At 73.0% G+C, this 23,639-nt stretch carries 22 protein-coding genes; 11 read left to right on the forward strand and 11 right to left on the reverse strand.

Annotated elements, in window-relative coordinates; genetic code table 11:
• Positions 1–11: 11 nt before the first annotated feature.
• Positions 12–665 carry a TetR/AcrR family transcriptional regulator gene (locus tag FHX31_RS19390; RefSeq protein ID WP_013285453.1) on the reverse strand — a complete coding sequence of 218 codons (654 nt, stop codon included), beginning with the start codon at positions 663–665 and terminating at the stop codon, positions 12–14.
• 87 nt (positions 666–752) lie between these two features.
• Here FHX31_RS19390 and FHX31_RS19395 point away from each other — a divergent pair, with 87 nt between their 5' ends.
• Positions 753–1,925 carry an acyl-CoA dehydrogenase family protein gene (locus tag FHX31_RS19395; protein ID WP_071095773.1) on the forward strand — a complete coding sequence of 391 codons (1,173 nt, stop codon included), beginning with the start codon at positions 753–755 and terminating at the stop codon, positions 1,923–1,925.
• 4 nt (positions 1,926–1,929) lie between these two features.
• On the opposite strand, the gene FHX31_RS19400 is transcribed toward FHX31_RS19395, so the two are convergent.
• Both FHX31_RS19400 and FHX31_RS19405 read right to left on the reverse strand, forming a co-directional pair.
• The gene (locus FHX31_RS19400) at positions 1,930–2,967 is read right to left on the reverse strand and encodes an aminotransferase class V-fold PLP-dependent enzyme (RefSeq protein WP_184976949.1); all 1,038 of its coding nucleotides are present in this window, start codon (positions 2,965–2,967) and stop codon (positions 1,930–1,932) included.
• 344 nt (positions 2,968–3,311) lie between these two features.
• A complete protein-coding gene (locus FHX31_RS19405) occupies positions 3,312–4,196 on the reverse strand; it encodes a hypothetical protein (RefSeq protein WP_184976950.1) in 885 nt (294 codons plus the stop codon).
• A 913-nt stretch (positions 4,197–5,109) separates the two neighbouring features.
• Between FHX31_RS19405 and FHX31_RS32770 the strand changes: the two genes are divergently transcribed.
• Positions 5,110–6,051, forward strand: a complete 942-nt coding sequence (locus FHX31_RS32770; RefSeq protein ID WP_402883359.1) for a golvesin C-terminal-like domain-containing protein — start codon at positions 5,110–5,112, stop codon at positions 6,049–6,051.
• A 39-nt stretch (positions 6,052–6,090) separates the two neighbouring features.
• On the opposite strand, the gene dnaE is transcribed toward FHX31_RS32770, so the two are convergent.
• Positions 6,091–9,624 (reverse strand): DNA polymerase III subunit alpha, encoded by a 3,534-nt coding sequence (dnaE, locus tag FHX31_RS19415; protein WP_184976951.1) that lies wholly within the window; start codon positions 9,622–9,624, stop codon positions 6,091–6,093.
• A gap of 184 nt (positions 9,625–9,808) precedes the next feature.
• Here dnaE and FHX31_RS19420 point away from each other — a divergent pair, with 184 nt between their 5' ends.
• The 4 genes from FHX31_RS19420 (at position 9,809) to FHX31_RS19435 (ending at position 12,338) form a co-directional block, all read left to right on the forward strand.
• Positions 9,809–10,150 carry a PadR family transcriptional regulator gene (locus FHX31_RS19420; RefSeq protein ID WP_013474861.1) on the forward strand — a complete coding sequence of 114 codons (342 nt, stop codon included), beginning with the start codon at positions 9,809–9,811 and terminating at the stop codon, positions 10,148–10,150.
• Complete coding sequence (locus FHX31_RS19425) at positions 10,147–11,091, forward strand: permease prefix domain 1-containing protein (protein WP_184976952.1); 945 nt, start codon at positions 10,147–10,149, stop codon at positions 11,089–11,091. The genes FHX31_RS19420 and FHX31_RS19425 overlap by 4 nt, the downstream gene beginning before the upstream one ends.
• 145 nt (positions 11,092–11,236) lie before the next feature.
• Entirely contained in the window at positions 11,237–11,776 is a 540-nt protein-coding gene (locus FHX31_RS19430) for an RNA polymerase sigma factor (RefSeq protein WP_047893756.1), read from the forward strand.
• Positions 11,769–12,338 (forward strand): hypothetical protein, encoded by a 570-nt coding sequence (locus FHX31_RS19435; protein WP_013285444.1) that lies wholly within the window; start codon positions 11,769–11,771, stop codon positions 12,336–12,338. Before FHX31_RS19430 ends, FHX31_RS19435 begins: the two co-directional genes overlap by 8 nt.
• Before the next feature lie 9 nt (positions 12,339–12,347).
• Here FHX31_RS19435 and FHX31_RS19440 read toward each other — a convergent pair whose 3' ends face one another.
• Positions 12,348–13,712, reverse strand: a complete 1,365-nt coding sequence (locus FHX31_RS19440) for a serine/threonine-protein kinase (protein ID WP_184976953.1) — start codon at positions 13,710–13,712, stop codon at positions 12,348–12,350.
• 118 nt (positions 13,713–13,830) lie between these two features.
• Here FHX31_RS19440 and FHX31_RS19445 point away from each other — a divergent pair, with 118 nt between their 5' ends.
• Positions 13,831–14,430 carry a hypothetical protein gene (locus tag FHX31_RS19445; protein ID WP_114919988.1) on the forward strand — a complete coding sequence of 200 codons (600 nt, stop codon included), beginning with the start codon at positions 13,831–13,833 and terminating at the stop codon, positions 14,428–14,430.
• A gap of 52 nt (positions 14,431–14,482) precedes the next feature.
• Here FHX31_RS19445 and FHX31_RS19450 read toward each other — a convergent pair whose 3' ends face one another.
• A complete protein-coding gene (locus FHX31_RS19450) occupies positions 14,483–15,043 on the reverse strand; it encodes a GNAT family N-acetyltransferase (RefSeq protein WP_114921240.1) in 561 nt (186 codons plus the stop codon).
• Positions 15,044–15,130: 87 nt separating this feature from the next.
• Between FHX31_RS19450 and FHX31_RS19455 the strand changes: the two genes are divergently transcribed.
• The 4 genes from FHX31_RS19455 to FHX31_RS19470 all read left to right on the forward strand — a co-directional run bounded on the left by FHX31_RS19455 (position 15,131) and on the right by FHX31_RS19470 (position 19,124).
• The gene (locus FHX31_RS19455) at positions 15,131–16,417 is read left to right on the forward strand and encodes a sensor histidine kinase (protein ID WP_184976954.1); all 1,287 of its coding nucleotides are present in this window, start codon (positions 15,131–15,133) and stop codon (positions 16,415–16,417) included.
• Positions 16,414–17,091 carry a response regulator gene (locus FHX31_RS19460; protein WP_184976955.1) on the forward strand — a complete coding sequence of 226 codons (678 nt, stop codon included), beginning with the start codon at positions 16,414–16,416 and terminating at the stop codon, positions 17,089–17,091. The genes FHX31_RS19455 and FHX31_RS19460 overlap by 4 nt, the downstream gene beginning before the upstream one ends.
• Positions 17,092–17,172: 81 nt before the next feature.
• Complete coding sequence (locus tag FHX31_RS19465) at positions 17,173–18,066, forward strand: ABC transporter ATP-binding protein (protein ID WP_013474854.1); 894 nt, start codon at positions 17,173–17,175, stop codon at positions 18,064–18,066.
• Positions 18,063–19,124, forward strand: coding sequence for an ABC transporter permease (locus FHX31_RS19470; RefSeq protein WP_013285437.1), 1,062 nt, complete (start codon positions 18,063–18,065; stop codon positions 19,122–19,124). The genes FHX31_RS19465 and FHX31_RS19470 overlap by 4 nt, the downstream gene beginning before the upstream one ends.
• A 67-nt stretch (positions 19,125–19,191) precedes the next feature.
• Here FHX31_RS19470 and FHX31_RS19475 read toward each other — a convergent pair whose 3' ends face one another.
• The 5 genes from FHX31_RS19475 to FHX31_RS19495 form a co-directional block, all read right to left on the reverse strand.
• Positions 19,192–19,941, reverse strand: coding sequence for a YebC/PmpR family DNA-binding transcriptional regulator (locus FHX31_RS19475; protein WP_013285436.1), 750 nt, complete (start codon positions 19,939–19,941; stop codon positions 19,192–19,194).
• Between the two features lie 230 nt (positions 19,942–20,171).
• Complete coding sequence (pdxT, locus tag FHX31_RS19480) at positions 20,172–20,777, reverse strand: pyridoxal 5'-phosphate synthase glutaminase subunit PdxT (protein WP_013285435.1); 606 nt, start codon at positions 20,775–20,777, stop codon at positions 20,172–20,174.
• Positions 20,778–20,850: 73 nt separating this feature from the next.
• Entirely contained in the window at positions 20,851–21,762 is a 912-nt protein-coding gene (gene pdxS, locus FHX31_RS19485) for a pyridoxal 5'-phosphate synthase lyase subunit PdxS (protein WP_184976956.1), read from the reverse strand.
• 126 nt (positions 21,763–21,888) lie between these two features.
• Positions 21,889–22,392: a hypothetical protein gene (locus FHX31_RS19490; RefSeq protein ID WP_013285433.1), complete on the reverse strand. Its 504-nt coding sequence runs from the start codon at positions 22,390–22,392 to the stop codon at positions 21,889–21,891.
• Between the two features lie 83 nt (positions 22,393–22,475).
• Positions 22,476–23,636, reverse strand: a complete 1,161-nt coding sequence (locus FHX31_RS19495; RefSeq protein WP_184976957.1) for a glycosyltransferase family 4 protein — start codon at positions 23,634–23,636, stop codon at positions 22,476–22,478.
• Between the last annotated feature and the right edge of the window lie 3 nt (positions 23,637–23,639).

Below are 23,639 nucleotides of genomic sequence, written 5' to 3' on the forward strand. Positions count from 1 at the left end.
GAGTTTCGACGCTACTCCGGACCGCCGACCCGTTCCAGCGGGGCGACGGTGGCGGCGTACTCGGCGGCGAGCCCGTGCAGCAGCGCGTCCAGGCCGAGCGTGAACGCGCCCTCGTCCACGCTGCGCTGGTGTCCGGCGAGCCGGTGCGCCTGGTTGAGGTGCGGGTGCGCGGCGTAGAGCGAGGGGTCCTCGACGAAGCCGCGGGCGAACGAGCCGAGCGCTGACCCGGCCACGAAGTAGCGCATCGCGGCGCCGATGTGGGTGGCCCGCGCGGGCGGCCAGCCGGCCCGGACCAACGCGCCGTAGACCGCGTCGGCCATGGCGAGCGCGGCCGGACGGCGGCCCGGCCCCTGCGCCAGGTACGGCACGATGTTCGGGTGGGCGGCCAGCGCGGCCCGGTACGAGCGCGCCCAGCGGCGAAGCGCGTCGAGCCACTCGCACTCGTCGAAGACGCCGATGTCGACTGTCGCCGCGACGCCGTCGGCCACCGCGTCGAGGATCTCCTCCTTGGTGGCGAAGTGGTTGTAGAGCGAGGGGCCGCGGACACCGAGCGCGGCGGCGAGCCGCCGGGTCGAGAGCGCGTCCAGCCCGTCGGCGTCGATCAGCGCCAGCGCGGTCTCGACGATCCGGTCGCGGGTGAGCAGGGCCTGTCGGGGTCGGGGCACCTGGTCATCATCCTCCCTTCGACATCGGGTCTGGACGCGGTAAAACTTCCAGCGCTAGTTTAGAGCCAGTCGACCTGAGGGGGCACCGTGGACTTCGCACTGTCCGACGAGGAACGCGCGATCCGGGACACCGTTCGCACGTTCGTCACCCGCGAGGTGATGCCGCTGGAGGCGGAGGTGCTGCGCCGCGAGCGCGCCCACCAGCCCGGCCTGGACCGCTCCGAGCTGCGCGAACTCCAGCTCAAGGCGAAGAAGTTCGGCTTCTGGGGGCTGGCCACGCCGGAGGAGTACGGCGGGATGGACCTGCCGGCGGTCATGCAGTCGCTGATCTGGACCGAACTGGGCCGCAGCTTCGTGCCGTTCCGCTTCGGCGGCGAGGCCGACAACATCCTGTTCCACGCCACCGAGGAGCAGAAGCGCGAGTTCCTGATCCCCACCATCGAGGGCGAACGGATCTCCTGCTTCGCCATCACCGAGCCCGGCGCGGGCTCCGACGCGGCGAACATCAAGCTGCGCGCCCGCCGCGACGGCGACGACTGGATCCTCGACGGCGAGAAGACGTTCATCACCAACGGCAACGACGCCGACTTCGCCATCGTGGTCGCGGTGACCGACCCGGAGAAGGGCGCCCGCCGCGGCGGCGCCACCGCGTTCCTGGTGGACCGCGCGATGGGCTGGCGCTCCGAGTTCATCCAGACCATGGGCGAGGGCGGCCCGGCCTCACTGATCTTCGACGGCGTACGGGTGCCGCACCGCAACATCCTCGGCGAGATCGGGCAGGGCTTCACGCTCGGCATGGAGTGGATCGGCAAGGGCCGCTACACCATCCCGTCACACGCCATCGGCATCGCCGAGCGCGCCCTGCAGATGGCCATCGACCACGCCAACACGCGGGAGACGTTCGGCGCGCCGATCGCCACCAACCAGGCCATCCAGTGGATGATCGCCGACTCGGAGACCGAGCTGGAGGCGGCCCGCTGGCTGATCCTGCGCTCGGCCTGGACCGTCGACCAGGGCCTCGACCCGCGGCACGCCTCCTCCATGGGCAAGCTCTACGGCGCCGGCATGGTCAACCGGGTGGTGGACCGGGTGCTCCAGATCCACGGCGGCATGGGCTACACCCGTGAGCTGCCGATCGAACGCTGGTACCGGCAGGTCCGGCTGTACCGGATCTTCGAGGGCACCGACGAGATGCAGCGGCTGATCATCTCCCGCGACCTGCTGCGCGGCTACACGAAGATCGGCGGTCACCTGGCCTGAGCAGTCAGCCGGTCAGCGCCTCGACCGCCCGGTCCACGTCCGCCTCGGTCGTGTAGAGGTGGAACGAGGCGCGCACCCGGCCCGCCCGTACCGCCGCGCGCACCCCGGCGCGGGCCAGCCGCTCCTGCGCGTCCGGCACGTCCACGCTGACGATCGCGCTGTCGCCCGGCGGCCGGCCCAGCCCGGTCAGGAACCGGTTGGCCAGCCCCACGTCGTACGCGCGCACCGCCTCCGGGTCGAGGTCGGCGAGCAGTTCCAGCGCCGGGGCGGTGCCCGCGTAGCTGAGCCACGGCGGCGCGACGTCGAACCGGCGCGCGTCGTCGGCCAGGCGCAGCGGCAGCCCGTAGTAGGAGGCGTGCGGCTCGCGGCCCGCGTACCACCCGGCCGCGTCCGGGCGCATCCGCTCGCGCAGCGCCGGGGCCAGGTAGGCGAAGGCCGATCCACGCGGCGACATCAACCACTTGTACGCCCCGACCACCACCGCGTCCGCCCGGTCCGCCGCGAACGGCAGCCACCCGCACGCCTGCGTCGCATCGGCCACCACGAACGCGCCGTGCGCCCGGGCCGCCGCGACGATCTCGTCGTACGGGAGCACTGTGCCGTCGGCGGACTGCACCACGCTGAACGCCACCAGATCGGTGTCGGCGTCGATCGCGTCGACCAGGCCGGCCAGCGGCACGGTGCGTATCCGCACGCCGCGGTCCTGCTGCACCAGCCACGGGAACAGGATCGAGGTGAACTCGGTCTCGGGGACCACCACCGTCGCGCCCGCCGGCAGCCCGGCCGCGATCGGCGCGACGAGTTGTGACGCGCTGGCGCCGATGCTCACGTCGGCGACGTCCACACCGGTCAGCCGGGCGAACGCGGCCCGGGACCGGTCCACCGACTCCTCCCACACCTCGAACGACACCCGCCCGGTCCGCCAGTCGGCGAGCACCCGCTGCACGGCGTCCCACACCGGCTCCGGCGGCAGTCCGTAGGTGGCCGTGTTCAACCAGCCCGGCTCCGGCTGCCACAACTTCTGCGCCTGCTCCAGCTCCATGCCACCGACGCTAACCACCCCCGCCCCCACCCCGGCACCGCCAATCCCACCCCCGTGGCCCCACCCCGCCCGAGCCCGCCCGAGCCCGCCCCACCCCGCCCGCGATCTTGCACTTTCGGCCCCGGCAAATCGTGGCAAACCAGCGATCCGCAGGGCCGAAACTGCAAGATCGCGCGGCACGAGCAGGGGCGCGGGGGCAGAACATGCAGGATCGCGAGGGCGGGCGGGGACGCGACGCACCAGCACACCCCCGCCCGGGCGATCATGAAGTTGGCGGTGTCGGCTGTCCGAATTGTCGCCGCCAACCTCATGATCGTCGCGGTGGGAGGGGCAGTGGGAGGGGGTCAGGTCGGTGGAGGGAGGTCGGCCAGTGCGGCGGCGATCTCTGCGCGGACGCGGGGCAGGGGCCACCCGGCCAGGTCCCGCAGGGAGTGGTGGCGGCGCAGGTGTCGTACCGCGGTCACGCCGACCAGGTAGCCGCAACGCTTCGGCAGGCCGCCGGCCAGCGGCGAGTCACGCATCAGGAAGTACGGGGCGTGGTGGTCGGCGTCGGTGGCGTCGAGGTCGGCGCGTACCCGGCGCAGGATCTCCGGCCACCGGCGGCGGCACTCGTCGAGCCACCGCCGGTGACCGGGGCGGCCGAACCAGAGGTACTCCTCGTCCGGCCGGCCGGCGTCCAGTTCCGCCGTGACCTGCGTGGCGAGCCCTTCGGTGAACAACGCGTTCGCCACCCCGCACTCGGGCCAGTCGCGGATCGCGGCGCCGCGGTCGTGCACCACGTGCGCGGCCTCGTGCCGCACCAGCAGGTCGAGATCCTCCGGCGGCCCGAGCTGTTCCACGGCGAGGAAGAGCGCGTACCTGCCGTTCAGCTCTCCGGCCCAGCCGTTGGCCTGGTTCAGCCCGACCAGCACCACGCACTCGACCGGCCCGCCGTCGCCGGACCAGCCCAGCGCACCGGCCACCGCCGTGACGCCGTCGGGCAGCAGCGCGCGTACCCTCTCGGCTCTTGCCGCCAGGTCGGCGGCGCGGCCGCGGAGCCCGTCCAGGACGGATGCCACGCCGGCGGCGTCGGACCAGTCGCCGTCGCGGCGCAGCACCCGGACCACGTCCGGATGCGCGGCCAGGTAGTGCGCGCTCCACGGCTCCGGCGACGCGGACCGGCGCCCCTCGGCGCAGGCGAGGAAGTCGGGCACCAGGTCGCGGACGCGCAGCAGGTCGGAGGGCGGCATCCGCCCGATGCTGCCCGGCCGTGGCCCGCCGGGCAACACCGCGACGGTACGGGGGCAGCTCACGCCCACCGGGCCGAGGAGTGATCGCCGAGCGCGGTGGACACCGCCTGCGGAACGGGCCGGGGCGCGGCGGCGGGCGGCCCGCGGCGGGCGGCGCGACTGCCGGAGATGCCGCACGCCTGAAGGAAGTCTTCAGCAAAGGGTCCGTTGATGCAAGGTATCGACATAGACGAACGTCACGCTATAGGGTGCGGCGAACCGGCGACGTGAGCCAGTCGCCCCCTGTAGTGGACGAGGAGTGCCTGTGACGATTCGGAGACCCTCGCGTCGGGTGAGCCACCTGCTCGGCGGCGCCATGATCCTCATGATCGGCCTGACCGGCCAGCCGGCCCAGGCCGCGCCACAGCACGGCGCGCAGCCGCTCGCCGCCGCCTTCGACCGGGCCGCCACCGCCTCCGACGTGCCGCGCGACCTGCTCGCCGCGCTCGGGTACGCCGAGACCCGCCTGGACGGCCACGGCGGCGAGCCCAGCGTCTCCGGCGGATACGGCGTGATGCACCTGACCAGCAACCCGAAGGTGCGGACCCTCGACGAGGCCGCGCGCCGGACCCGGCTGGACCGCGCCGAACTGCGTACCCGGGACGCGGCGAACGTGGCCGGCGCGGCGGCGGTGCTGCGCTCCTACGCCGACGAGGCCGGGCTCACCGCGGCGCAGCGCGACGACGTCAACCAGTGGTACGGCCCGATCGCCCGCTACGGCGGCTCGACGGACGCGGCCACCGCCCGGCTGTACGCGGACTCCGTGTTCGACCTGCTCGCCAGGGGCTTCATCGCGACCACCGCCGGCGGCGAGGTCAGCGTGGACGGCCGTCCGGTCGCACCCCAGCGGGGCCGGTACGCCGACGTCGCGCCGCTGGGCACCGGCGACTTCGGCACCCTGAGCACCGACTACGGCCCGGCGGCCTGGATGCCGGCCAACTCGTCCAACTACACGGTCTCCAGCCGCGAGTCGGCGTACCCGATCAACTACATCGTCATCCACACCATGCAGGGCAGCTACGCCGGCTCGATCAGCTGGTTCCAGAACGCCGCCGCCGGCACCAGCGCGCACTACCTGCTCCGCTCCTCCGACGGCGCGGTGACCCAGATGGTGCGGGACAAGGACATCGCCTGGCACGCCGGCAACTGGACCTACAACACCCAGTCGATCGGCATCGAGCACGAGGGGTACGTCGACAACGCCTCCTGGTACACCGACGCGATGTACCGGTCGTCGGCGGCGCTGACCCGGTTCCTGTGCGACAAGTACGGCATCCCGAAGACCCGCAACAACATCATCGGGCACAACCAGGTGCCGGGCGCCACGCACACCGACCCCGGTCCGAACTGGAACTGGACCTACTACATGCAGCTCGTCACCGGCGGCACCACGCCCCCGCCGACCACTTGGTCGACGGTCGTGGACAACACCACCGCCGGCCGGTTCACCGCGAGCGCCAACTGGAGCACCTCGACGTACTCGGCGCAGCGCTACGGCGCCGACTACCGGTACGCCAACCCCGTCGCGGCCAGCGACGCCGCCTGGTACAAGGTGAACATCCCGGCGACCGCCACCTACCGGGTGGAGGTCTGGTATCCGGCCGTCGCCGGCTACAACACCAGCACGCCGTACATCGTCGCGACCACCAGCGGCAACCAGACGGTCTCGGTGAACCAGACAGCCAACGGCGGTACGTGGCGTTCGCTGGGCACCTTCACCCTGGCCGCCGGGGACGCCAACAAGGTGGGTGTCAGCAGGTGGTCCGGCAGCACCGGGTACGTGATCGCCGACGCCGTCCGCATCACCCGCGTCTAGCGGCACGTCCCGGCGTCGCGCCGGAGGCGCTCGGCCCGGTCAGCTCACGTTGGCCGGGCCGAGCACGCTCTTCAGGTCACCCATCAGCGCTGTCGTCGGCGCGACCCGGAACGGGCCGAGGCGCAGCGTGGTGACCTTGCCGCCGTTGAGCAGCTTGACGTGCACCTCGGTGTCGCCGGGGTGCAGCACCAGCGTCTCCTTGAGCCGTTCCACGAGCGGCGGCGTGCAGCGGTGCACCGGGATGGTGAGCGTGATCGGCTTGCTCCCCGGGGTGCTGCTGACGTCCGGCATGGACATGTCCATCGCCATGATGCGCGGGGTGTCGTCGCGCCGGTCCACCCGGCCCTTCACCACCACGATCGCGTCCTCGGCGATGTACTGCCCGATCACCTCGTACGTGTTCGGGAAGAACAGCGTCTCCACGCCACCGGCGAGGTCTTCGAGGGTGGCCGACGCCCAGGCCCGGCCCTGCTTGGTGACCCGGCGCTGCACGCCGGAGAGGATGCCGGCCAGCGTGACCACCGCGCCGTCGGGCACAGTGCCCTCCTCCGACAGCGCGGCGATCGTGGTGTCCGCGGCGGCACCGAGCACGTGCTCCAGACCGAAGAGCGGGTGGTCGGAGACGTACAGACCGAGCATCTCGCGCTCGAACGCGAGCTTGTCGCGCTTGTCCCACTCCCCCTCGCCGATGACCGGCATGACAGTGGTGCTGCCACCGGTGTCCGCCTCGCCGAATCCGGCGCCGAACAGGTCGTACTGGCCGACCGCCTCCTTGCGCTTGACGTCGGCGTACGCGTCGATGGCGTCGGCGTGCACGGCCAGCAGGCCCTTGCGCGGATGCTGGAGCGAGTCGAACGCCCCGGCCTTGATCAGCGATTCGATGGTCTTCTTGTTGCAGACGACGGCGTCGACCTTGGACAGGAAGTCGTAGAAGTCGGTGTAGTCGCCCTTCTCCTCGCGGCACCGCATGATCGAGGCGACCACGTTCGCACCGACGTTGCGTACCGCGCCGAGACCGAAGCGGATCTCCTTGCCGACCGGGGTGAACGGCCCGGCCGAGGTGTTCACGTCCGGCGGGAGCACCTGGATGCGCATCCGGCGGCACTCGGACAGGTACAGGGCCATCTTGTCCTTGTCGTCACCGACGGAGGTGAGCAGCGCGGCCATGTACTCGGCCGGGTAGTGCGCCTTGAGGTACGCGGTCCAGTAGGAGACCAGGCCGTACGCGGCGGAGTGGGCCTTGTTGAACGCGTAACCGGCGAACGGGACCAGCACGTCCCACACGGCCTGGATGGCCTCGTCGGAGTAGCCGCGCTCGCGGCAGCCGTCCCGGAACGGGATGAACTCCTTGTCGAGGATCTCCTTCTTCTTCTTGCCCATCGCCCGGCGCAGCAGGTCGGCCTGGCCGAGCGTGTAGCCGGCGAGGATCTGCGCGGCGCGCTGCACCTGCTCCTGGTAGACGATCAGGCCGTACGTGGGCGCGAGGATCTCGCGCAGCGGCTCCTCCAGCTCCGGGTGGATCGGGGTGATCTCCTGGAGCCCGTTCTTGCGCAGCGCGTAGTTGGTGTGCGAGTCCACGCCCATCGGGCCGGGCCGGTAGAGCGCCAGGACGGCGGAGATGTCCTCGAAGTTGTCCGGCTTCATCAGCCGCAGCAGCGAGCGCATCGGCCCGCCGTCGAGCTGGAACACGCCGAGCGTGTCACCGCGGGCCAGCAGCTCGTACGCCTGCCTGTCGTCGAGCGGCAGGCCGAGCAGGTCCAGCTCCCGGCCGTGGTTGAGCTGGATGTTCTTCACCGCGTCGTCGATGATCGTCAGGTTCCGCAGGCCGAGGAAGTCCATCTTCAGCAGCCCGAGCGACTCGCAGGTCGGGTAGTCGAACTGCGTGATGATGACGCCGTCGGAGTCGCGCCGCATCAGCGGGATGTGCTCGATGATCGGTTCGGCGGACATGATGACGCCGGCGGCGTGCACACCGGTCTGCCGGATCAGGCCCTCGATGCCCTTGGCGGTCTCGATGACCTTCTTGACGTCCGGGTCGGACTCGTAGAGGCCCCGGATCTCGCCCGCCTCGGCGTAGCGCGGGTGCTTCGGGTCGAAGATGCCGGACAGCGGGATGTCCTTGCCCATCACCGCCGGGGGCATGGCCTTGGTGATCCGGTCGCCGACCGCGTACGGGAAGCCGAGCACGCGGGCCGAGTCCTTGATCGCGGCCTTCGCCTTGATCGTGCCGAACGTGGCGATCTGCGCGACCTTGTCCTCGCCCCACTTGTCGGTCACGTACTTGATGACCTCACCGCGCCGGCGCTCGTCGAAGTCGATGTCGACATCGGGCATGGAGACGCGTTCGGGGTTGAGGAACCGCTCGAAGATCAGGCCGTGCGGGATCGGGTCGAGGTCGGTGATGCCCAGCGCGTACGCCACGAGCGAGCCGGCCGCCGAGCCACGCCCCGGGCCGACCGCGATGCCCTGGCTCTTGGCCCACTGGATGAAGTCGGCGACCACGAGGAAGTACGACGGGAAGCCCATCTGGATGATGACGCCCAGCTCGTACTCGGCCTGGACGACGTGGCCCTCGGGGATCCCGTTGGGGAAGCGGCGCGCCAGGCCGGCGAAGGTCTCCTTGCGGAACCAGGATTCCTCGGTCTCGCCCTCGGGGATCGGGAACCGCGGCATCAGGTTGTGGAACGTGAACATGCCGGCCGGGTCGACCTTCTCGGCGACCAGCAGCGTGTTGCGGCAGCCCTGCTGCCACAGCTCGGAGGAGTCGACGGCGCGCATCTGGTCGGCGGACTTGACGAAGTAGCCGCCGCCCTCGAACCGGAACCGGTTCGGGTCGGCCACGTTGCTGCCGGTCTGGACGCAGAGCAGCACGTCGTGCGCCTCGGCCTGCGCCTCGTGCGTGTAGTGCGAGTCGTTGGTGACCACCGGCGGGATGTCGAGCTTGCGGGCGATCTCGGTGAGCCCGTCGCGGACCCGGCGCTCGATGTCGAGGCCGTGGTCCATGATCTCCAGGAAGTAGTTCTCCTTGCCGAAGATGTCCTGGTACGCGGCGGCGACCTTGAGCGCCTCGTCGAACTGGCCCAGCCGCAGCCGGGTCTGCACCGCGCCGGACGGGCAGCCGGTGGTGGCCATGATGCCCTCGGCGTGCTCGGCGATCAGCTCCATGTCCATCCGGGGCCACTTCACGTAGTGGCCCTCCATGGAGGCGCGCGAGTTGAGCTTGAACAGGTTGTGCAGGCCGTCGCGGTTCTTCGCCCACATGGTCATGTGGGTGATCGCGCCGTTACCGGAGACGTCGTCGCTCTTCTGCTCGGGGCGCCCCCACTTGACCCGGGCCTTGTGGAAGCGCGACTCCGGCGCGACGTACGCCTCGACGCCGAGGATGGGCTTGACCCCGGCGTCCATGGCCTGCTTGTAGAAGTCGTTCGCGCCGTGCATGTTGCCGTGGTCGGTGATCGCCACCGCCGGCATGCCGAGCCGCGCCGCCTCGGCGAAGAGGTCCTTGAGCCGGGCCGCCCCGTCGAGCATCGAGTACTCGGTGTGTACGTGCAGATGCGCGAACGAATCGCCCATGCGTGGCGCCCCCCGGGTTGTGGATCAAGCTGCGTCGGAGTCGACCGACCCACCCTACCGAGGTGATCGTGCGGGCTCCACCGTCCGCGCCGAGGGTGGCCCGGGTCTCTCCGACCGGCCGGTGTGCGGCACGCGATGTTGCCCTCTATTGCAATGGTGTGTGGCACACAGTATCGTGTTGCACATGGTCAGCGACGAGGTCCTCCGGACCCACCTCCAGGAGCTACGGCGCGGCACGGTCGTGGTGGCCAGCCTGGTCGCCCTGCGCCGCCCCGACTACGGATACGCCCTGCTGCAACGGCTGGCCGCGCACGGCTTCGCGGTCGACGCCAACACGCTCTACCCGCTGCTGCGCCGGCTCGAGGACCAGGGCCTGCTGACCAGCGAGTGGAACACCGAGGAGAGCCGGCCGCGCAAGTTCTACCGGACCAGCGACGACGGCGAGGCCGTCCTGAACCGCCTGCTCGACGACATGACCGCGGTGCGGACGTCCGTCACCGACCTGATCGAAGGAGCGGAACGATGAGTTCCCTGACCGACCGTTACGTCGCCGCCACCATGCGGACCGTGCCCGCGCAGCGCCGCCTGGAACTGGCCGAGGAACTGCGCGGCTCCATCGCCGACATGATCGACGACCGGACCTCGGGCGGGCAGGACCACGCCTCCGCCGAGCGCGAGGTGCTCACCGAGCTGGGCCACCCGGAGAAGCTCGCGGCCCGCTACAGCGACCGCACCCTGCAACTGATCGGCCCGCGGTACTACCTGACCTGGTGGCGGCTGCTGCGGCTGCTGCTCACGTACATCCCGGCGATCGTGGGCGTGCTCGCCGGCCTCGCCAAGGCGCTCATCGACGGCGAGCCGGGCGCGGCGATCGGCGCGGCGATCGTGGCCGCGATGCAGACCGCGGTCCAGATCGCGTTCTGGGTCACGCTGGTGTTCGCCGTGCTGGAGCGCACCCGCACGCCGCTCGGCCTGCCCGAGTGGACCGTCGACCAGCTCCCCGAGGAGAGCCGGGAACGGCAGATCAGCCACTCCGACAGCATCGCCTCGGTGGTGTTCCTGCTCGTCACCGTCGGCTTCCTGATCGGTCAGCACTTCCAGCGCTGGACCACCGACGACGGTTCCCGGATGGCGGTGCTCGACCCGGCGCTCTGGGGCTTCTGGCTGCCGGCCCTGATCGTGGTGCTGCTGGCCACCGTCGGCCTGGAGATCGCCAAGTACCGGGCCGGGCGGTGGACCTGGCCGCTGGTCGTGGTCAACGCGGTGCTCAACGCGGCATTCGCCGCCCCGGTGCTCTGGCTGCTCGCCACCGACCGGCTGCTCAACCCGGAACTGGTCGAGCGGTTCGCCTGGCTGCGCGACGGCGGGACCGTCGAGTTCGCCCGGGTGGCGGGCGCGGTGGTCGTGCTCGTCGCGATCTGGGACGTGATCGACAGCGCGATCAAGGCCGCCCGCGCCGCGCGCTGACGCCCGCCACCGCGCTCCCCGTCCCGCCCCGGTGCCGTCGGCACCGGGGCGGGACGCCGTCGGCTGCCCGACTCAGCCGGGGCGGCACGGCCTCCCGGGGCATAGCCTGGGGTCCGGACCACCGGCGAGCACTGGGACGCCCCTGATGCCCCTCCCCGACGGCACGGACGAGCTGGCCCGGTCGGCGGCACGCGGCGACCGCGAGGCCCTCGACGCCCTGCTGGCCACCGTACGGCCGGAGGTGCTGCGGCAGTGCGCCCGGCTGCTGCCCCACCGGCAGGACGCCGAGGAGGCCTGCCAGGACGCTCTGCTCGCGCTCGCCCACGGGATCACCGGGTTCGAGGGCCGCTCGTCGTTCGACACCTGGCTGTACCGGATCACCGCCAACCGGGCCCGCTCCACCTACCGGACGTTGCGGCGACGGTGGCAGCGGGAGGCCGGCGGCGTCCCGCTACCGGACCGGCCCGACCCGCGCCGGACCAGCGTGGTCGCCGGCACCCGGCTCGACCTGCTCGACGCCCTCGACGCGGTCCCGCCGGACCTCGCCGAGGCGGTGACCCTGCGCGATGTGCTTGGACTGAGCTACCGGGAGATCGCCGGCCTGCTCGACGTGCCGGAGGGGACCGTGAAGTCCCGCATCCACGAGGCCCGCCGGCAGCTCCGGGCGCGGCTGTCCGATGCGTGACCCGGCCCGCCGTCGGCGCGGTGTCGCGGTCGTCGCACTCGTCGCCCTCGCCGGGACGCCCGCCTGCGCCGACCGCCCGGTCTCGCCGCTGCCGGTACAGCCGGCGGTGACCAGCGCCGTCGCCGCCGCGCCGCCCACCGCCGCGACCTCACCCGGCCCCACCCCGGCACCGCTGGGCACGGGCACGCCGGTCCCGGAGCCGTCGGGGGCCACGCCGACGAGCACGCGTACGCGGTCACGGCCGCCGGTCACGCCCCGGACCACCCGGCCCACCCCGTCGGTACGCACCACGGCGCCGGCCGCGTGCTTCGGGCCGGTCCGCTACGACCTGGTGCTCGCCGAGACCGAGCTGGCACTGCTGAAGTCCCTCTGCTTCGCCGCCGGCGGGATCCTGCGCATCCGGGGGATCGGGCCGGGTGAGGTCACCGTGGACCGGGAGGACCTGGTCTCGCGCAGCTACGAGGCCGGTGTGGTGGACATCCGGTTCGTGCGCACCGGCACGGTGGTGGTCACCATCCCGCAGGACGGCCGCACGTACCCGATCACTGTGGTGGTGGTCTGAGCCCGTCACCTACCCGGTCCGAACTCCGGCGAGCACGCGGTCGGCGAAGTCCGCGCCCGCGTCCGGCGGCGGCACGAGCTGGACGTAGAGCAGACCGGCGCGGCCGGTGGCCGGCCCGGCCGCCTCGACGATCATCGGGCGGCCGGTGGGGCAGGTGTACGTGACCACCGTCCACTCGACGCCACCCTGCCGGCTGCGGCGCGGCGGGGCCGCGGCACAGTCCGCGTGGGCCCGTCCGGCGAGGAAGGCCGCCGGGCCGGCACGACGCGCCTCGCCGGTGGCGAGGCCGACGAAGGCGCCGGGCAGCGTGGGGTCGGCCGCCCAGTTCCCGGGGTCCGGGGAGATCACCAGCGCCGGTTCGAGGTCACCGTCGTCGCCGTACCGTCCCGCCCAGCCGGTCCCCTCGGCCCGCCAGCCGACCGGCAGGACCACTGTCAGCGGCCCGCTGCGGCCCACCGCACCCGCCGGGGCGGGGTGGACCGCGTCCGCCGCGCACGTGCCGGCGACGGCGAGCGCCACCGCGACCCCGGCGACGAGCCGGCCCGGGTGCGGTGCCCACCCCGCCCGCACGGCAGCGGGCCCACCCGTCACCGCGCGCCGCAGCGCCTGCCGGAACGCGTCCGCGTCCGGGTAGCGGTCGGCCGGGCGCACGGCGGTCGCGGTGCGCAGCACCGTGTCCACGGCGGCGGGCACCCCGGCCCGCAGCCGCGAGCCGGCCGCCCGGCCGTCGGCCGCACCGCCCGGTGGCCGATCCCGGCCGAGCAGCCGCAGTCCGAGGCGGCCCAGCCCGAACACGTCGGCGCGGGTGTCGACCACGGCGAGTGGATCGTCCTGCTCCGGCGCCATGTAGCCGGGCGTGCCGGCCCGGGCGGTCAGCCCGGAGGCGGAGGCGAGCGCCTTGGCCAGCCCGAGATCGGCGATCAGCACCCGGTCGCCGCCGGGCGCCGAGTGGAACAGGACGTTGCTCGGCGTCAGGTCACGGTGCACCACCCGGTGCCGGTGCAGCACCGCAACGCCGGCCGCGATCTCGTCGAGGACCGTCAGGGCCCGCCCCACCGGCAGCGGGCCGCGGGCCAGGCGGTCCCGCAGGCTGCCGCCGTCCGCCCAGGCCAGCACGGCGTACGGGCGGCCGTCGGGCAACTCCCCCACGGCGTGCACCCGGACCAGGCGGTGGTGGTCCAGCTTCCGCAGCAACCGCGCCTCGTCGAGGAACCGTTCCCGCACCCGCAGGTCGTGGCTCCAGTTCTCGGCCAGAACCTTGACCGCCACCCGGTCCGCGAGCGCCGGGTCGTACGCGAGCCAGACCGTGGCGAAGGACCCCGTCCCGAGCAGACGCTCCACCCGGTACGCCCCGATCCGCGCCGGTGTGATCATCGCACCACCTCCGGGACCGCCACCCGGACCATCACGTCGACGGTAGGCGATGGACCGAACCGAACCGGTCCGGGCGGAGACCAACAGGACAGGAGAACCCGACCGAAGGAGATCCGCCATGAACCGTCTCCCGTCCACCATCCTCGCCGGCTTGCTGGCGCTGACCGGGATCGCGCCGGTCGCCGTCGGCGCACCGGCCGCCTCCGCCGCTCCCGCGCACTCGGCGACCGCCGCCCGCGGCGACGGCACGCCGGCCCGCGTCCGGCCGACCGTCGCGGAGAACGAGGTGCTCAGCGTCCGTGGCGCCGGCCCGTACCGCATCGGAGCCCGGCTGGACCGGCTCGTCGCGGCCGGACTGATCGACTGGACGGCGCCCGGCTGCCCCGGAGTGGTGCACGCCGGTGCCACCGGCTCCTGGGCCGGGACGATCCTGCTGGCCTTCCGGGACGGCCGGCTCGTGTCAGTGGGCACGGCCACCGCCCCGCCGCGCTCCCCGGCCGGCGGGTCGGTCGGGATGTCCTTCGCCGAGTTGGAGCGCATCTACGGACCGCGCGGCGGCATGATCCGCAACGACGCGGGTGACGCCGAGGCGTACCTGGTCCGGTTCGGGTCGCGGGTCGAGCTGTTCAGCGACCACCCGATCCGGCCCGGTGCCGGCTTCTACGAGGCCGGTGTGGCGTCGTACGTCGAGCGGTCGTTCCGGCAGGGCTGCTGCTGAGCGACGCCGGGGCCCGCCGGACGCGGGCCCGGCCGGCGCGCCGGGCCCGCGCTCAGTCCGCCGCCCGCCACTGGCGGGCCAGCAGCGCGTAGACCACCTCGTCGGTCCACTCCCCCTTGACGAACTCGTTCTCCCGCAGGTGCGCCTCCCGGCGCATGCCCAGCCGCTCCAGCACCCGGGCCGAGGCGGTGTTGCGGGCGTCCAGCCGGCCCACGATCCGGTGCAGCCCCAGCCCGTCGAAGCCGATCCGCAGCAGCTCCCGGGCCGCCTCGGTGGTGTACCCCCGGCCGGTGTGCGCGGGGTGCGCCACGTACCCGATCTCGCCCTGCCGGTGCTCCCCGCTCGTCCAGCTCAGCAGCACGTCGCCGAGGAACTCGCCGGTGTCCGCCAGCGTCACCGCCAGGTTGAGCACGTCGCCGGGGGCGCGCAGCGCGGTCCGCCGGACCAGCCGGCCGATCGCGGCCCGGGCGGCGGCGTCGTCGTACGGCTGGTGGTAGAGGTAGCGGGTCACCTCCGGGCGGCCCCGGTAGTCCCGGACCACGGCGAGGTCGTCGGTGGTGAAGGCGCGCAGCAGCAGGCGCTCGGTGCGTATCGGCAGATCGGGCACGAACACCCCGGCAGGCTACGTCGCGGCTGTCGTCCGGCCCACCCGATCACGCCCCGGGCACCGTACCGGGCGCGGCGGTGGCATGGTCGTACGGTGAGCACCGCACCCACCACCGCCTGGCGCCGGCCGGCTCCCACGGCCGCGCAGTTGCGCGCCGACCTCTGGGTCGGACTCGCGGTCACCGTGCTGGCCCTGTTCGAGCTGACCCTGGCGCGCAGCACCGGGGCCTTCCTGCTCGGCCCTCCGCCGAGCCTCGCCGAGCAGGTCTGGTGGACCGTGGCGGTGACCGCCCCGCTGGCCGTACGGCGGCGGTGGCCCGCCGCCGTCGCGGTGGTCGTCTCGATCGCGTTCATCGCCGGGCAGGCGCGGGCGGTCCCGCTCGCCCAGCTCCCGTCGGGCGCGCTGTTCGCGGCCCTCTTCACGCTCGGCGCGTGGGGTGCCGACCGGCGGCTGGCCGGGCGGCTGCGGGCCGGCGTCATCGTGGCGATGTTCGGCTGGCTCGCGCTGTCCCTCGCGCTGCGGGCCGACCAGATCTCGGCGGCCTCCTTCGCCGACGCCGCCGGTCCGGTGCCGCCGGTGCTCGCCGCCGTGGTGAACGGCGTCTTCTACAACGTGCTGTTCTTCGGGTTCGCCTACTACTCCGGGCAGACCGCCTGGGTGGCCGCGCGTCGCCGGCACGAACTGCGGGAGCAGGCCGAGCAACTGCGCCGCTCACAGGTCGAGGCGCGCGAGCGCGCGGTGATGGGCGAGCGGGTCCGCATCGCCCGCGAGCTGCACGACGTGGTCGCCCACCACGTGTCGGTGATGGGCGTGCAGGCCGCCGCGTGCCGGCGCGTGTTCGACCGTGACCGCGACAAGGCGCGGACCGCCCTGGCCGCGATCGAGGAGACGGCCCGCACCTCGGTCGACGAGCTGCGCCGGATGCTCGGCGTGCTGCGCGACCCGGACGCCGCGGCCGGCGCGACCACGCCGGAGGACACCGCCGGCATCGACCAGGTCGCCGCGCTCGTCGACCGGGCCCGGGACACCGGGCTGCGGGCCGAACTCGGTGTGTACGGGGAACCGGCGCCGCTGCCCCGCTCGGTGTCGCAGGCGGCGTACCGGATCGTGCAGGAGGCGGTGACGAACGTGGTCAAGCACGCTCACGCCACCACGCTGGACGTGCGCATCCGCTATCTGGCGAGGGAGCTGGAGATCGACGTGAGCGACGACGGACACGGGGGCGTACCCGAGGCCGGGGCCGGGCTGGGCCTGATCGGCATGCGGGAGCGGGTCGCCGCGCACGGCGGTGAGGTGGAGGCCGGGCCGCGTCCCGGCGGCGGGTTCCGGGTCCGGGCCCGCATGCCGCTGCCGGTCGAGGCCGCCAGGCGGGCGGCGTGAGCGCCCCGGTGCGGGTGCTGCTCGTCGACGACCAGCACCTGGTCCGGACCGGATTCCGGGTGATCCTGGAGGTCGAGGACGACATCGAGGTGGTCGGCGAGGCCGCCGACGGGCAGCGCGCCGTCTCGATGGCGACCGCGCTTCGGCCGGACGTGGTGCTGATGGATGTGGAGATGCCGGTGCTCGACGGGCTGGAGGCCACCCGCCGGATCACCGCCGACGCGACGCCGGGCGGGCCGGCGGTGCTCATCCTCACCACGTTCGACAGGGACGACTACCTCTTCGCCGCGTTGCGCGCCGGGGCGAGCGGTTTCCTGCTCAAGAACGGCACCCCGGAGGACCTGATCGAGGCGGTCCGGGTGGTGGCGCGCGGCGAGGGACTGATCGCACCGGCGCTCACCCGGCGGGTGATCTCCACCTTCGCCCGGCCCGGGGCGGCGCCACCGGACCCCCGGCACGACGCGGCCACCGCGGACCTGACCCCGCGCGAGCGGGAGGTGCTGGAACTGGTGGCGCGCGGGGCCAGCAACGCCGAGATCGCGGACGTCCTGCGCGTCGGCGAGGCGACTGTGAAGACCCACGTCAGCCGCGTCCTGGCCAAACTCGGGCTGCGCGACCGGGTGCAGGCGGTGGTGTTCGCGTACGAGCACGGGGTGGTGCGGCCCGGCGGGTGAGGCCCGTCCGCCGCGCGACGGACCCCGTGATCGCCCCGTGGTGGGACGACGGGAGCGGGGGCCGGCCGTAGCGTCGGGATCATGACAAGCGTGCTCCGCCTCGACGGCGTCGACCGCAGCTTCGGCGGCCGTCAGGTGCTCAAGGACGTCTCCTTCGACGTGACCGCAGGGCGCATGACCGGATTCGTCGGCGGCAACGGCGCCGGCAAGACCACCACCATGCGGATCATCCTCGGCGTGCTCGCCCCGGACGCCGGGCAGGTGACGTGGCGGGGGCGGCCGCTCGCGCGCGAGGCCCGGGCCCGGTTCGGCTACATGCCGGAGGAACGCGGCCTCTACCCGAAGATGACCCCCCGCGAGCAGGTGGTTCACCTCGGCCGCCTGTACGGGCTGGACGCCGCCGGGGCGCGCCGGCGTACCGACGCGCTGCTGGAGCGGGTCGGTCTCGGCGAGCGGGCCGACGACCTGCTGGAGACGCTGTCGCTGGGTAACCAGCAGCGGGCGCAGATCGCCGCCGCGCTGGTGCACGACCCGGAGGTGCTGATCCTGGACGAGCCGTTCTCCGGGCTCGACCCGCTCGCCGTCGACATGGTGGTGGCGGTGCTGCGGGAACGCGCCGCCGCCGGAGCGCCGGTGCTGTTCTCCAGCCACCAGCTCGACGTGGTGGAACGGCTCTGCGACGACCTGGTGCTCATCGCGGGCGGGACGATCCGGGCCGCCGGCGCCCGCGAGGAGTTGCGCGCCGCGTACACGCTGCCCCGGTTCTCGCTCGTGGTGGACGGCGACGCCGGCTGGCTGCGCGACCAGCCCGGCGTGCGACTGGTCGACCTCGACGGCGCCCGCGCCGTGTTCGAGGTGGACCCGCCCGCCGACGACCAGGCGGTGCTGCGCGCGGCCCTGGCCCGCGGCCCGGTGCGCGCGTTCGGCCCGGTCACCCCGTCCCTCGCCGAGATCTTCCGAGAGGTCAACCAGTGAACACGTTCCAGGCCACCCGGCTGGTCGCGGCCCGCGAGATCAAGGTCAAGGTCCGCGACAAGACGTTCCTCTACAGCACGCTGATCTTCCTGCTGCTCGCCGTCGTCGCCACAGTGGTGCCGGCGATGATGAGCAGCGGTCCGTCCACTGTGGCGGTGACCGCTGCCGGCGCCGAACCGCTGCGCGCGGCGGGGCTGGACGTCCTCGTGGTCGCCGACGACGGCGCCGCCGAGCAGGCGGTACGCGACGGCGACGCGGACGCCGCGGTGGTGGCCGGTCCGCTCGTGGTCGCCGACGAGCGGGCCCCGGACGACGTGGTCTCCGCGCTCAGCGCGGCCCCGCAGGTGAAGCTGCTGGACCCGGACGCGGTGGATCCGCTCGTCGCGTACCTGGTGCCGTTCGCCTTCGCGTTCGTCTTCTTCTTCATGTCCCAGACGTTCGGGTTGCAGATCGCGCAGAGCGTCACCGAGGAGAAGCAGACCCGGATCGTGGAGATCCTGGTGGCCGCCGTGCCGGCCCGGGCGCTGCTGGCCGGCAAGATCCTGGCCGCGGGCGCGCTGGCGCTGGGACAGATCACCCTGATCGCGGCAGTCGCGCTGATCGGCATGCGCCTGACCGACGGCGGCGACCTGCTGGGCCTGATCGCGCCCGCGATCGGCTGGTTCGTGCCGTTCTTCCTGTGCGGCTTCCTGCTGCTCGCGGCGATGTGGGCGGCCGCCGGTGCGCTGGTGAACCGGCAGGAGGACATCGCCGGGGCGTCCACGCCGGTGCAGCTCGCGGTGATGGCGCCGTTCTTCGCGGTGATCTTCCTGAACGACAACGCCGCCGCGATGCGGATCCTGTCGTACCTGCCGATCTCCTCGCCGACCGCGATGCCGGTGCGGCTGTTCACCGGCGACGCGGCGCCGTGGGAGCCGATCGTGTCGCTGGCGCTGCTGCTGCTCGCGGCCGCCGGGTTCCTGCTCGCCGGGGCGCGGATCTACGAGGGTTCGCTGCTGCGCACCAACGGGCGGACCTCGGTGCGGGCGGCGTGGCGGCAGCGGGAGCCGATCGGCTGACCGTGCGAGACGCCGAGCGCCGGCCACCCGGGGATCCGAGGGCCGGCGCTCGGCACGTCGGGCGGGATCAGCCGACTGCGGCCATGACCTCGTCGGAGACGTCGAAGTTGGCGTAGACGTTCTGCACGTCGTCGCAGTCCTCCAGCACGTCGATCAGCTTGAAGATCTTGCGCGCGCCCTCCTCGTCCAGCGGCACGTTCACGCTGGGGATGAGGGAGGACTCGGCCGACTCGTACTCGATGCCGGCGTCCTGCAGCGCGGTGCGGACCGCGACCAGGTCACCCGGCTCGGAGACCACCTCGTACGCCTCGCCGAGGTCGTTGACCTCCTCCGCGCCCGCGTCGAGCACGGCCATCATCACGTCGTCCTCGCTGGTGCCGGCCTTGGGGACGATCACCACGCCCTTGCGGGAGAACATGTACGACACCGAGCCGGCGTCGGCCAGCGAGCCGCCGTTGCGGGTAAGGGCGGTGCGCACCTCGGTCGCGGCGCGGTTGCGGTTGTCGGTGAGGCACTCGATCAGCATCGCCACGCCGTTCGGCCCGTAGCCCTCGTACATGATCGTCTGCCAGTCGGCGCCGCCGGCTTCCAGGCCGGAGCCGCGCTTGACCGCGCGATCGATGTTGTCGTTCGGGACCGAGTTCTTCTTCGCCTTCTGGATGGCGTCGTAGAGAGTCGGGTTGCCGGCCGGGTCACCACCGCCGGTACGGGCCGCCACCTCGACGTTCTTGATCAGCTTGGCGAACATCTTGCCGCGCTTGGCGTCGATGACCGCCTTCTTGTGCTTGGTCGTCGCCCACTTTGAGTGGCCGGACATCTGTTACCTCCGTTGCTACCCGCCGTCTGCATCGACCGCACCGCACACGCCCCGCTCCCCCGCCGGCGCACGTCGAGGTGCCGTGATCTTCGCTGGGAGCCGCGGCGGGCTGATGGCCCTGCCGAATCTCGGCAATCCTACCGGCGAGGGCCGGGTGACTGTCACGCGCCGCACGGCACCGGCCCGCCCGAGGCCGCCCGAACCGGCACAACCAGGGACGGACCGGATGCTCAGGAGGCGGCCCGGACGAGTTCCACGAAGGACCGGTGCAGGCGCAGGTCGCCGGTCAGCTCGGGGTGGAACGACGTGGCCAGCAGGTTGCCCTGCCGTACCGCGACGATCCGGCCCGCCGCCGGCCCCTCGGTCACCCGGCCGAGCACCTCGACGTCCGGGCCGACGCGCTCCACCCAGGGCGCCCTGATGAACACCGCGTGGAACGGCCCGCCGTCGACGCCGGTGAGCGCCACCGGCGCCTCGAACGAGTCGACCTGGCGGCCGAACGCGTTGCGCCGCACCGTCATGTCGACGCCGGCGAATCCGCGCTGGTCGGGGCGGCCGTCCAGCACCTCCGCCGCCAGCATGATCATGCCGGCGCAGGAGCCGTAGACCGGCATGCCGGCGGCGATCCGCTTGTCGATCGGCTCGCGCATCTCGAAGATGTCCACCAGCTTGCTGATCGTGGTCGACTCGCCGCCGGGCACCACCAGGCCGTCGACCGCGTCCAGCTCGCCCGGCCGCCGCACCGGCCGGGCGTCCGCGCCCACCCCGGCCAGCGCGGCGACGTGCTCGCGTACGTCGCCCTGAAGCGCGAGCACGCCGATCACGGGTACGGCCACGATGCTCCCTCCGGGGTGTTAAAAGGGGGCCCCGCCTCTACCGCAGGCGTTAACAGGGGGCCCTTCCTTGCACTCACCAGCCGCGCTCGGCCAGGCGGTGCGGCTGGGGGATCTCGTCGACGTTGATGCCGACCATCGCCTCGCCCAGCCCCCGGGAGACCTTCGCGAGCACGTCCGGGTCGTCGTGGAACGTCGTCGCCTTGACGATCGCGGCGGCCCGCTGAGCCGGGTTGCCGGACTTGAAGATGCCCGAGCCGACGAAGACGCCCTCGGCGCCGAGCTGCATCATCATGGCCGCGTCCGCGGGGGTGGCGATGCCGCCGGCGGTGAACAGCACGACCGGCAGCCTGCCCTGCTCGGCGACCTCCTTGACCAGCTCGTACGGGGCCTGGAGCTCCTTGGCCGCGACGTACAGCTCGTCGGAGGGCAGCGACTGGAGTCGGCGGATCTCCTGCCGGATCTTGCGCATGTGGGTGGTGGCGTTGGAGACGTCACCGGTGCCCGCCTCGCCCTTCGAGCGGATCATCGCGGCGCCCTCGGTGATCCGGCGCAGCGCTTCGCCCAGGTTCGTCGCACCGCACACGAACGGGACGGTGAACGCCCACTTGTCGATGTGGTTGGCGTAGTCGGCCGGGGTCAGCACCTCGGACTCGTCGACGTAGTCGACGCCGAGGGCCTGGAGGACCTGCGCCTCGACGAAGTGGCCGATGCGGGCCTTGGCCATCACCGGGATCGAGACGGCCTGGATGATGCCGTCGATCATGTCCGGGTCGCTCATCCGGGACACGCCGCCCTGCGCGCGGATGTCGGCCGGCACGCGTTCCAGGGCCATCACGGCGACCGCGCCGGCGTCCTCGGCGATCTTCGCCTGCTCGGGGGTGACCACATCCATGATCACACCGCCCTTGAGCATCTCGGCCATGCCGCGCTTGACGCGGGCGGTGCCGACGGCGGTGGCGGTGGTCGGGGCTGCGGATTCAGACACGGGACATCGCTCCTCGGCGTGCTCGGGAGGTGACTGCGCAGGAATGCTACGACCGGCACGGCGCCGATCCGAGCGCCAATCGAACCCCCGGTGGCCTGCCGTGTGGCCCCCGTCACGGCCGGTGCGTCAGCCAGTGGTCACATCCGCGTGCGAGGCCAGCGTGGGGTCGTCGATGTCGAAGTAGCGCGGCCACTCCCGCCCGCGTCCCATCCGGAACAGCCGCACCACCGGACGCCCCCGCGCCGAGCGGGCGTCCCGGACCAGGTCGGTGTGCACCTGCCGGGCCAGCCCCAGCCGCCTGCTGGCCGCGATCACCGCCGCGCAGGCCGGGTCGTCCGGGTCCAGCCGCACCGCGCGCAACTGCCGGGTCAGGTCGTTCTCGGCCGCCTCGCGCTCCTCCGGGGCGGCGTCCAGCGCGATCCGGGCGGCGGCGTACAGCTCCACGCCGTACCGCTGCTCGGCCAGGACCGCGGCGGCGGCCGCGCGGCGCAGCAGGTGCGCGTCCAGCGCGCGGGCCGCCGAGTCCGCGCGGACCTGGAGCCGCTGCACCCGGCCGGAGGTCCAGATCAGGTACGCCGAGAGCAGCCCGAGCACCGCGACCGCGCCCACCACCCACCACATGCCCGGCATCGTAGTGCTGCTCCTCATCCCGGCCGGCCGGCGCGGTGCACCGGTCGACGCGCTCGTCACAGCGGCCGCAGCGGCCACAGCGGTCAGCCCAGACCCGCCCACTCCTGGTCCATGACCCGGCCGTCGGTGGCCTCGATCGCGGCTGCGTATACCTCCAGAACGCGGCGGGCAACCACGGGCCAGTCGAAATTCGCCACCACCTGGTCGCCGCAGGCGGTCAGCCCGGCCCGGCGGCCGTCGTCGTCGAGCAGCTCGGACAGCGCGGCGCCCAGCGCGGCCGCGTCGCCGGTCGGGAACAGCCGGCCGGCCCGCCCGCCGTCGAGCACCCGGCGGAACGCGTCCAGGTCGCTGGCGACCACCGTGGTGCCGGCGGCGAGCGCCTCGGTGAGGATCATCCCGAAGGACTCCCCTCCGGTGTTCGGTGCGACGTAGAGGTGCACGCTGCGCAGCATGCGTGCCTTGTCCGCCTCGGAGACCAGGCCGAGGAACGTGACCCGGTCGCGCAGCCCGGCCGGGAACCGCCCGTACAGCTGGTCGGCGTCACCCGGGCCGGCGACCAGCAGGCGCAGGCCGGGGCGGTGCGGAGCCAGCGCGACGAACGCGTCCCGCAGGATCGGGAAGCCCTTGCGCGGCTCGGTGAAGCGGCCCAGGAACCCCAGCGTGCCGCCGGTGCCCGGGGCACACTCCCCCGGCCAGCCCGGCAGCGGCGGCACCCCGGCGAACTTCGCCACCGCCACCCCGTTGGGGATCTCCACCGCGCCGCCGTCCATGTGCTCGACCTGCACCTTGCGGGCCAGCGCACTGACCGCGATCCGGGCGGTGATCCGCTCCAGCACGATCTGGAGCACGCCCTGCGCGGCCGACATCACCCGGGAGCGGGTCATCGCGGTGTGGAAGGTGGCCACCACCGGGCCGCGGGCGCAGAGCACCGCCAGCATCGACAGGCTCGGCGTGAGCGGCTCGTGCACGTGCAGCACGTCGAACTCGCCACGGGTGATCCAGCGGCGCACCCGGGCGGTGGAGACCGGGCCGAACGCGATCCGGGCCACCGACCCGTTGTACGGCAACGGCACCGCCCGGCCGGCCGACACCACGTACGGCGGCAGCGCCGAATCCTCGTCGGCGGGTGCCAGGACGCTCACCTCGTGACCGAGCCCGAGCAGCGCCTCGGCCAGGTCCATGACGTGGTTCTGCACGCCGCCCGGCACGTCGAACGAGTACGGGCACACGATGCCGATACGCACTGC

This window comes from Micromonospora sp. CNZ286 (assembly GCF_014207755.1).